Here is an 8,505-nt window from a genome sequence, read left to right on the forward strand (position 1 = left end):
CGGGCGCGCGTCGAGGCCATCAGCACCCTGCGCGTCGCCGCCGCGAAGCTCGACACCCTCGTGAATCTCGTCGGCGAGCTCGTGACGGTGCAGGCGCGGCTCGCCCGGGTGGCGGGCCGCATCGGGGATGCGGAGCTCGACGGCGTCGCCGAGGAGGTCGAGCGCCTCACCGCGGGCATGCGCGACAACACCCTCAGCGTGCGCATGGTGCCGATCGGTCCCTCGTTCGCCAAGTTCCGCCGTCACGTGCGCGACCTCGCGCACGAGGTCGGCCACGAGGTGGACCTGGTGACCGAGGGCGAGGACACGGAGCTGGACAAGACCGTGATCGACCGGCTCGCGGACCCGATCGTCCACCTGCTGCGCAACAGCATCGACCACGGCATCGAGACGCCGGACGTGCGCGAGCGCGCCGGCAAGCCGCGCCGGGGCACGGTCCGGCTCTCGGCGTCGTACTCCGGGGCGAGCGTGATCATCCGCGTCGAGGACGACGGCGCGGGCATCGACCTCGAGGCCGTGCGGCGCAAGGCGGTGGAGCGCGGCCTGCTCGCCGAGCACGACGCGCGCTCCGAGCGCGAGCTGATCGCGCTGATGTTCCTCCCGGGCTTCTCGACGAGCGGGACCGTGACCACCGTCTCGGGGCGCGGCGTCGGCCTGGACGTCGTCAAGCGCGCGGTCGAGACGCTGCGGGGCCAGATCAACGTCGAGAGCCGGCTGGGGGCGGGGACCACGTTCGAGGTCCGCCTGCCGCTGACCCTGGCCATCATCGAGGGGCTCGACGTCGTCGTCGGCGGCGAGCACTTCATCCTCCCGCTGGCCGTGGTGAACGAGTGCGTGGAGCTGCTCCGGGACGCGGCCGCGGCGGCGGGGCCCCGGCGCCTGGCCGAGATCCGGGGGGAGCTGGTCCCGTACGTGCGGCTGCGGGACTGGTTCGCGGTGGACGGCGAGGCGCCCCGGCGCGAGCAGATCGTCGTGACGGAGGCCGAGGGCTTCCGGGTCGGACTGGTCGTGGACGCCGTCGTCGGCGAGCAGCAGACGGTGATCAAGCCGCTCGGCCGCCTGTTCGGCAACGCGCGGGGGCTCGCGGGGGCCACGATCCTCGGGGACGGGACCGTCGCCCTGATCCTCGACGTCGCCCAGCTGGTGCAGAGCGTCGAGCGCGCCCGGGATGGCGCGGGCGCGGCCGGCTAGTTCGCGGCCGGCGGCTGGCGGCGTTTTTTTTGGGGAGGCGGACGTGGGATTCGGCTGGGCAACGCGCGGAGGCCGGGCGTCGGCGCCCGTCGCCCCCGCCAAGCGCCCCGCACCGCTCGCGCTCCCCGGGATGAGCCCGGAGGTCTTCGCCCGCTTCAGCGAGCTCGTCCAGGCGCAGTGCGGGATCAAGATGCCCCCGACGAAGCAGACCATGCTCGAGGCGCGGCTGCGCAAGCGCCTGCGGAGCCTCTCGGTCGAGACGTTCGAGGAGTACGGCGACCTCGTCTTCTCCGACGACTGCCCCGAGGACGAGCTGGTGCACCTGCTGGATGCCGTGACGACCAACAAGACCGACTTCTTCCGCGAGGGGGTGCAGTTCGAGATCCTCCTCGGGCACGTGCTGCCGTCCCTGGCGGCCGCCGGCGTCGGCACCCGCTCGCCGCTGCGCGCGTGGAGCGCCGGCTGCGCCACCGGCGAGGAGGCCTGGACGCTGGCGATGACCCTCGAGGATTTCCGCGGCCGGTGCCCGGAGTTCCGCTACCACATCCTCGCCACGGACCTCTCGACGCGCGTGCTCGCCACGGCGGCGCGGGGGGTCTACCCGGAGGAGCGCGTGCTGCCGGTCCCCGAGCGCTTGCGGCGCGCCTGGTTCCTGCGCAGCCGCGACCGCACCCGCGGCCTCGTCCGCGTGGCGCCGGAGTTGCGCGCGCACGTCGACTTCCGGCGGTTGAACTTCCGGGAGCCGCGGGAGCTGGCGGGCCCCCCTCTCGACCTGATCTTCTGCCGCAACGTCCTCATCTATTTCGACAAGGAGTTCCAGCGCGAGCTGCTGATGCGGTTCTGCGATCGGCTCCCGCCGGGCGGGCACCTCTTCCTCGGCCACACCGAGAGCATCCACGGCATGGACCTGCCGCTGGTCGGGCTGGGGCACGCCGTCCACCGTCGCGTCGGCTGAAGGCGGAGGGGGCATGGTCGAGGCGCGCAAGATCCGGGTGCTGATCGTCGACGACTCGGCGATCGTCCGCCAGACGCTCGCCGAGCTGCTCGCCTCGGACCCCGAGGTCTCGGTGATGGGGACGGCGCCCGACCCGTTCGTGGCCGCCGAGAAGATCAGCCACGAGGTCCCCGACGTGATCACCCTCGACGTCGAGATGCCGCGGATGGACGGGTTGACCTTCCTGCGCAAGATCATGACCCAGCACCCGATGCCCGTGGTGATCTGCTCGAGCCTGACCGAGGAGGGCGCCGCAACCACGCTGCGGGCGCTCGAGCTCGGCGCGGTCGACATCATCCTCAAGCCGCGCCTCGGCGCGCGTCAGTTCCTGGAGGAGAACCGGATCCGCCTGCTCGACGCGGTGAAGGCGGCGGCGCAGGCGAAGGTGCGCCCCCCGCGCGCCGCCATCGCGGCCGCCGCGACCCCGGCGCCGAAGCTCACGGCGGACGCGGTGCTGCGCCGGGCCGCGCCCGACGGGCTGATCCACACCACCGAGAAGGTCGTCGTCGTCGGCGCCTCGACGGGCGGCACGGAGGCGATCCGCGAGCTGCTGCAGGCGCTGCCGCCGGAGGCGCCGGGCCTGGTGATCGTCCAGCACATGCCCGAGCGCTTCACGCAGGCGTTCGCCCAGCGCCTCGACGGGATCTGCCAGGTCACCGTGCGCGAGGCGCAGCACAACGACTCGGTGATCCCCGGGCAGGCGCTCATCGCGCCGGGCAACCGCCACACGCTCCTGCGGCGCAGCGGCGCCCGCTACTTCGTCGAGGTCACGGACGGCCCGCTGGTCTGCCGGCACCGGCCCTCGGTGGACGTGCTCTTCCGGTCCGCCGCGCGCTGGGCCGGCCCGAACGCCGTCGGCGTGATCATGACCGGTATGGGCGACGACGGCGCGCAGGGGATGCTCGAGCTGCGGGAGGCCGGCGCGCGGACGATCGCCCAGGACGAGGCCTCGTGCGTCGTCTTCGGGATGCCGAAGGAGGCGATCAAGAAGAACGCGGTGGAGCGGGTCGTGGCGCTCCAGGCGCTGCCGGCGGCCATCGCGGCCGCCGCCCGCTAAAGAGCGGCGGGCCGGGCAAGGAGGGGGAGATGAAGGAGTTGGAGGACGGGGAGCTGCTCGCGCAGCTGGCGCGGCGCATCGAGGACAAGAACGACGCGCTGCAGGCGCTGCAGGTGACGACCCGCAAGCTCGGCGAGCTCAACCAGCGGCTGCTCGAGTCGGAGCAGCTCAAGGGGCGCTTTCTCTCGAACATCCGCAACGAGATCAACAACCCGCTCGCGGCGATCCAGGCGATCGCCCGCGAGCTCGGCGCGGGGGCGGCCGCCGACCCGGCCGAGGCCGCGGCCCTCGCCGCCACGATCCTGCGCGAGTCGCTCTCCCTGGACTTCCAGCTGCACAACATCTTCGTGGCGGCCGAGCTCGAGGCGGGGGAGACGGCCCTGGTCGTCGCGCACCTGGACGCGCGGCGGCTGGTCGAGGAGACGGTCGCCTCGTTCCAGCCGCTGGCCGGGGCGCGGCGGGTCGCGCTCGCCTTCTCCTGGGACGAGGCCGGCTGCAGCCCCTTCCGGAGCGACGCCGCGAAGCTGCAGATCATCGTCGCGAACCTGGTCTCGAACGCGGTGAAGTTCAGCCACGAGGGCGGCGAGGTGACGGTGAGCGGGTCGTGTGTCGGCGGTGAGCTGGCGGTGTCCGTGCGGGACCGCGGCATCGGCATCGCGGCGTCCGAGCAGCACCGCATCTTCGAGCGGTTCCTCCAGCTCGAGGAGGCGCGCGCGGCCGGCTGCGGCGGCAACGGCCTCGGTCTGAGCGTGGTGCGGGCGCTGGTCGAGCTGCTCGGCGGCGGCGTGGCCATCGAGAGCGCCCCCGGCGAGGGCAGCACCTTCACCGTGCGCATCCCGGAAGCCGCCCAGGAGGCGGCCGCCTGGGCCGACGGCGGCACCCTCTACTTCGGCGAGGAGCGCTTCTAGCGCGGCGGCCCGGGGGCGTGCGGCGGGCAAGCGTGTACACGGAGCAGACCGAGACCTTCGTCCTCCTCCCGGGGATGATCCGCGCCGGCCGCGGCGAGGGGCTGGTGCGGACGGTGCTGGGCTCATGCGTGTCGGTCTGCCTCTGGGACCCGGCGATCGGGGCCGGCGGGATGAACCACTATCTGCTGCCGCTCTGGAACGGCGAGGGACTGCCCTCGCCGCGGTACGGCAACGTCGCCATCCCCCGGCTCATCGAGCGCGTGCTCGAGCTGGGCTGCCGCCGTGACCGGCTCGTCGCGAAGGTCTTCGGCGGCGGCGCCGTCCTGGACATCTCGGTCGGCCTCTTCCCCGTGGGCGAGCGCAACGCGTCGCTCGCCCTCGAGCAGCTCGGCGCGGAGCGGATACCCGTCGTGGCCCGGGACGTCGGCGGGGAGTGGACGCGGACGATCGTCTTCAATCACGGCACCGGCGTGGTGCGCCTGCGGCGGCTCGGCCCCCCGGCGAAGTGACGCGCCCGGGCGGCTGCCGGGCGGACGCGCCGGCTGCCGCGGAGACTCGACAGCCCCGCGGGCTTGTGCTAGATTCCCGCCGTTGCTGGAGAGACGCAACGGGCGCTTAGCTCAGTGGCAGAGCACTGTCTTCACACGGCAGGGGTCACTGGTTCAAGCCCAGTAGCGCCCACCATCGTGGAAAGGGGCCCCGTCCTCGAGCAGGGCGGGGCCTTTGCATTGGCGCCACGGCGCTAAGGAGAGTGCTCGGATGCGCGAGCGGGTCTTGAGCGGGATGCGGCCCTCCGGGAAGCTCCACCTCGGGCACCTGCACGGGGCGCTCGCCAACTGGCGCGAGCTGCAGGAGCGCTACGACTGCTTCTACTTCGTGGCCGACTGGCACGCCCTGACCTCCGAGTACGCCAACCCGACGGCCATCCGCGAGAACGGCCGGCAGATGGTCCTCGACTGGCTGGCGGCGGGCATCGACCCGGCGAAGGCCGTCCTCTTCGTGCAGTCCCAGGTGGTCGAGCACGCGGAGCTGCACCTGCTGCTGTCGATGATCACGCCGCTCTCGTGGCTCGAGCGCTGCCCGACCTACAAGGAGCAGCTCGAGCAGGTCAAGGACAAGGACCTGCAGACCTACGGCTTCCTCGGCTACCCGGTGCTGCAGACGGCCGACATCACGATGTACCTCGCCAACTGGGTGCCGGTGGGCGTCGACCAGCTGCCGCACCTGGAGCTGGCGCGCGAGATCGTGCGGCGCTTCCACTTCCTCTACGGCGAGGGCGTGCTCGTGGAGCCCCAGCCGAAGCTCACCGAGTTCCCGAAGATCCCCGGCACCGACGGGCGCAAGATGAGCAAGAGCTACGGCAACTCCATCTTCCTCTCCGACACCGCGGAGGAGACCGCGAAGAAGATCCTGCCGATGGTGACCGACCCGGCGCGGGTGCGGCGCAGCGACCCGGGGGACCCGGAGAAGTGCCCGGCCTTCACCCTGCACCGCGTCGCCACGCCGGAGGCCGAGCGCGAGCGGCTCGCCGCGGGCTGCCGGGGTGCCGGCATCGGCTGCATCGACTGCAAGAAGGTGCTCATCGAGCACCTCAACGCGTCGCTCGCGCCGCTGCGCCGCCGGCGCGCGGAGCTGGCCGCCGACCCGGAGCTCGTCGGGCGGATCCTCGCGGAGGGGACCGACCGCGCCCGCGCCGAGGCGGCGCGCACGATGGCCGCGGTGCGCCGGGCCGTCAGCCTCTAGGCCGGGTGGCCCCGGGGACGGGCATGGGCGCGCCGACGGACGCCTTCGAGGACAGCCCGCTGCGGCAGCTGCCGGTGCGCCTCGCGCTCTTCGAGGGGCCGCTGGACCTGCTGCTGCACCTGTGCCGCGAGAACAAGGTCGACATCACCGACATCCCCATCGCCGCGATCACCGAGCAGTACCTGGCCTACCTCGACGTGATGCGCACGATGAACCTCGAGGTCGCCGGCGAGTTCCTCGTCGTGGCGGCGACGCTGCTGCACATCAAGTCGCGGCTGCTCCTGCCCCTCGAGGAGACCTCCGAGGGCGAGGAGGGCGAGGACCCGCGGCACGACCTCGTGCGCCAGCTGCTCGAGTACCAGAAGTTCAAGGAGGCGGGGCTCGCGCTGCGCGAGCTCGAGGAGCGGCGCAGCGCCATCTTCGCGCGGGAGAGCCTCGGGCCGGAGGGCCCGCCGCGGACCGACTACCCTCTCGAGGTCTCGATGTTCGACCTGCTTGCCGCGCTGCGCCGCGTCATCGAGCAGATGCCGAAGACCCAGCTGGTGCAGCTCGAGCCCGACCGCCTCAGCGTCGCCCAGCGCATCGCCGAGGTGCTCGAGGCGCTGGCCGGCGGCGGAGAGATGCGGTTCGAGGAGCTCTTCCGCGGCGCGCGCGAGGTCGGCGACGTGGTCGTCACCTTCCTCGCCGTGCTCGAGCTGGTGCGGCTGCGCCTGGTGCGGATCTGGCAGGCCGAAGCCTACGGCGAGATCCGCGTCGCCGCGGTGTCGGCAGCGGCCGGGAGCCAGGACGCGCCGGCGGCCGGGGATGGCGCGGGCGCCGGGGCGGCGGAGGCGGGCGCGGAGGAGACGGAGGACGCGGGCGAACCCGCGGAGGAGCCGGGGCACACGGAGGAGCACGAGGGTGAGTGAGGAGAACCGGGAGGAGCTGCCGGCGGTGCCGGAGGGCGGGACGACTGAAACGGCTGAGACGCCTGAACCGGTCGAGACGGTCGAGACGGTCGCCGCCGCGAAGGACATCGGCCTGCTGGTGCGGGTGCTCGAGGCGCTGGTGTTCGTGCACCGCGGGACCCTGACGCCGAAGACGGTGCGCGAGGCGCTCGGCGAGGAGTACGCCGCGGAGGAGATCGTCGCCGGTTTCGCCGCGCTGAAGGAGGAGTACGCGCGCCGCGACGGGGCGATCGTCCTGCTCGAGGTCGCCGGCGGCTATCAGCTCGGCACGCGGGAGGACCTCGCGCCCTGGATCCAGAAGCTCGACTTCTACGAGCACCACCGGCACCTCTCGCGGCCGACGCTGGAAACGCTGGCGATCATCGCCTACAAGCAGCCGGTGACGCGTGCCGAGATCGAGGCGATCCGCGGGGTGAACGTGGAGCGGATCGCGCGCAACCTCATCGAGCGCAAGCTCGTGCGGATCCTCGGCCACAAGGAGGTGCCCGGCCGCCCGGCGGTCCTCGGGACGACCCGGGAGTTCCTCGAACTCTTCGGCATCAACAGCCTGGCGGACCTGCCGCCGCTCAAGGACTTCGTCGAGCCGGCGTCGGACGCGGGAATCGACGAGGAGCTGCCGCCGCAGCCGGTTCCGGAGGGCGAAGAGGACGAGGCCGCGACGCCGCGGCCGCAGGGAGATGGCGAGGCCGCGGCCGCAGAGCCCGCCGGGGAGGAGACTGGGGATGGACGCGAAGGCGCAGCGGGGGACGGGGCGACGGTCGACACGGCCGGCGGACCGGAGCCTGAAGCCGGACCGGACCGCCCGGCCTAGCGGCGGCGCGGCTGCGCCCGCGGCCGGCGGGACCGTCCGGCTCCAGAAGCTCCTCTCTCGAGCGGGCGTCGCCTCGAGGCGCGCGGCCGAGGAGCTGATCCGCACCGGCCATGTCAGCGTTGACGGGCGGACGGTGACGGAGATGGGCGTCTCGGTCGACCCGGCGGCTTCCGTCGTCAAGGTCGACGGCCGGCCCGTCCGCGCCGCGGAGAGCTTCAGCTACTACGTGCTCGACAAGCCGCGCCACGTCGTCTGCACCCTCGCCGACCCGCAGGGGCGCGCCACGGTGCGCGATCTGCTGCCGCGCGAGGCCGGCCGCGTCTACCCCGTCGGCCGCCTCGACTACGACGCCGAGGGGGTGCTGCTGCTCACCGACGACGGCGACCTCGCCCACAAGCTGATGCATCCGCGCTTCGGCGTGGAGCGCACCTACCACGCGAAGGTCCGGGGCGCGATCGAGGAGCGGGCGCTCGAGCGGCTGCGCACCGGCGTCTACCTCGAGGACGGCCGGGCGCGGGCCGAGGACGTGCGCTTCCTGCGCCGCACGAGCGACAACTCCTGGATCACGATGACGCTGCGCGAGGGGCGCCACCACGAGGTCAAGCGGATGTGCCTCGCCGTCGGTCACCCCGTCCAGAAGCTGCGCCGCGTCTCCTACGCCGGCGTCGGCCTCGGCGGCCTCGAGCCGGGGGGGATGCGGCGGCTGACCGCGGCGGAGGTCGCGCAACTGCGGCGCGCCGTCCGCGAGGGCGACGCGGGAAGATCCCTCGCAGGGCCGGTGGCCGGGCGCGGCAGAGGGCCTGCAGCGCAGCCCGAGGACAGGAATCGCCGCGGGGGTGGGGGAGGGCAGGGCG

At 73.1% G+C, this 8,505-nt stretch carries 9 protein-coding genes and 1 tRNA gene; all 10 read left to right on the top strand.

The annotated features are described in order from the left end of the window. A partial coding sequence (locus VI078_01960; GenBank protein ID HEY5998054.1) for a chemotaxis protein CheA occupies positions 1–1,191 on the top strand: 1,191 nt, incomplete at its 5' end. 43 nt (positions 1,192–1,234) lie between these two features. Beyond that, entirely contained in the window at positions 1,235–2,146 is a 912-nt protein-coding gene (locus VI078_01965; protein ID HEY5998055.1) for a protein-glutamate O-methyltransferase CheR, read from the top strand. 13 nt (positions 2,147–2,159) lie between these two features. Continuing rightward, on the top strand, positions 2,160–3,242 hold the full coding sequence (locus tag VI078_01970; protein ID HEY5998056.1) for a chemotaxis response regulator protein-glutamate methylesterase: 1,083 nt from the start codon (positions 2,160–2,162) through the stop codon (positions 3,240–3,242). A gap of 29 nt (positions 3,243–3,271) precedes the next feature. Next, a complete protein-coding gene (locus VI078_01975) occupies positions 3,272–4,150 on the top strand; it encodes a HAMP domain-containing sensor histidine kinase (GenBank protein ID HEY5998057.1) in 879 nt (292 codons plus the stop codon). Positions 4,151–4,182: 32 nt separating this feature from the next. Continuing rightward, positions 4,183–4,659 (top strand): chemotaxis protein CheD, encoded by a 477-nt coding sequence (locus VI078_01980; protein ID HEY5998058.1) that lies wholly within the window; start codon positions 4,183–4,185, stop codon positions 4,657–4,659. Between the two features lie 100 nt (positions 4,660–4,759). After that, positions 4,760–4,834: transfer RNA gene (locus VI078_01985), tRNA-Val, on the top strand. 75 nt (positions 4,835–4,909) lie between these two features. Continuing rightward, a complete protein-coding gene (trpS, locus tag VI078_01990; GenBank protein HEY5998059.1) occupies positions 4,910–5,893 on the top strand; it encodes a tryptophan--tRNA ligase in 984 nt (327 codons plus the stop codon). A gap of 23 nt (positions 5,894–5,916) precedes the next feature. Then, entirely contained in the window at positions 5,917–6,801 is an 885-nt protein-coding gene (locus VI078_01995) for a segregation/condensation protein A (protein ID HEY5998060.1), read from the top strand. Beyond that, positions 6,794–7,651, top strand: a complete 858-nt coding sequence (gene scpB / locus VI078_02000) for an SMC-Scp complex subunit ScpB (protein ID HEY5998061.1) — start codon at positions 6,794–6,796, stop codon at positions 7,649–7,651. The genes VI078_01995 and scpB overlap by 8 nt, the downstream gene beginning before the upstream one ends. Continuing rightward, on the top strand, positions 7,563–8,505 hold a 943-nt coding region (locus VI078_02005; GenBank protein HEY5998062.1), incomplete at its 3' end, for a pseudouridine synthase. The genes scpB and VI078_02005, both read left to right, overlap by 89 nt.

The sequence above is a fragment of the bacterium genome (genome assembly GCA_036524115.1).
Taxonomy (GTDB): Bacteria; JAUVQV01; JAUVQV01; order JAUVQV01; family DATDCY01; genus DATDCY01.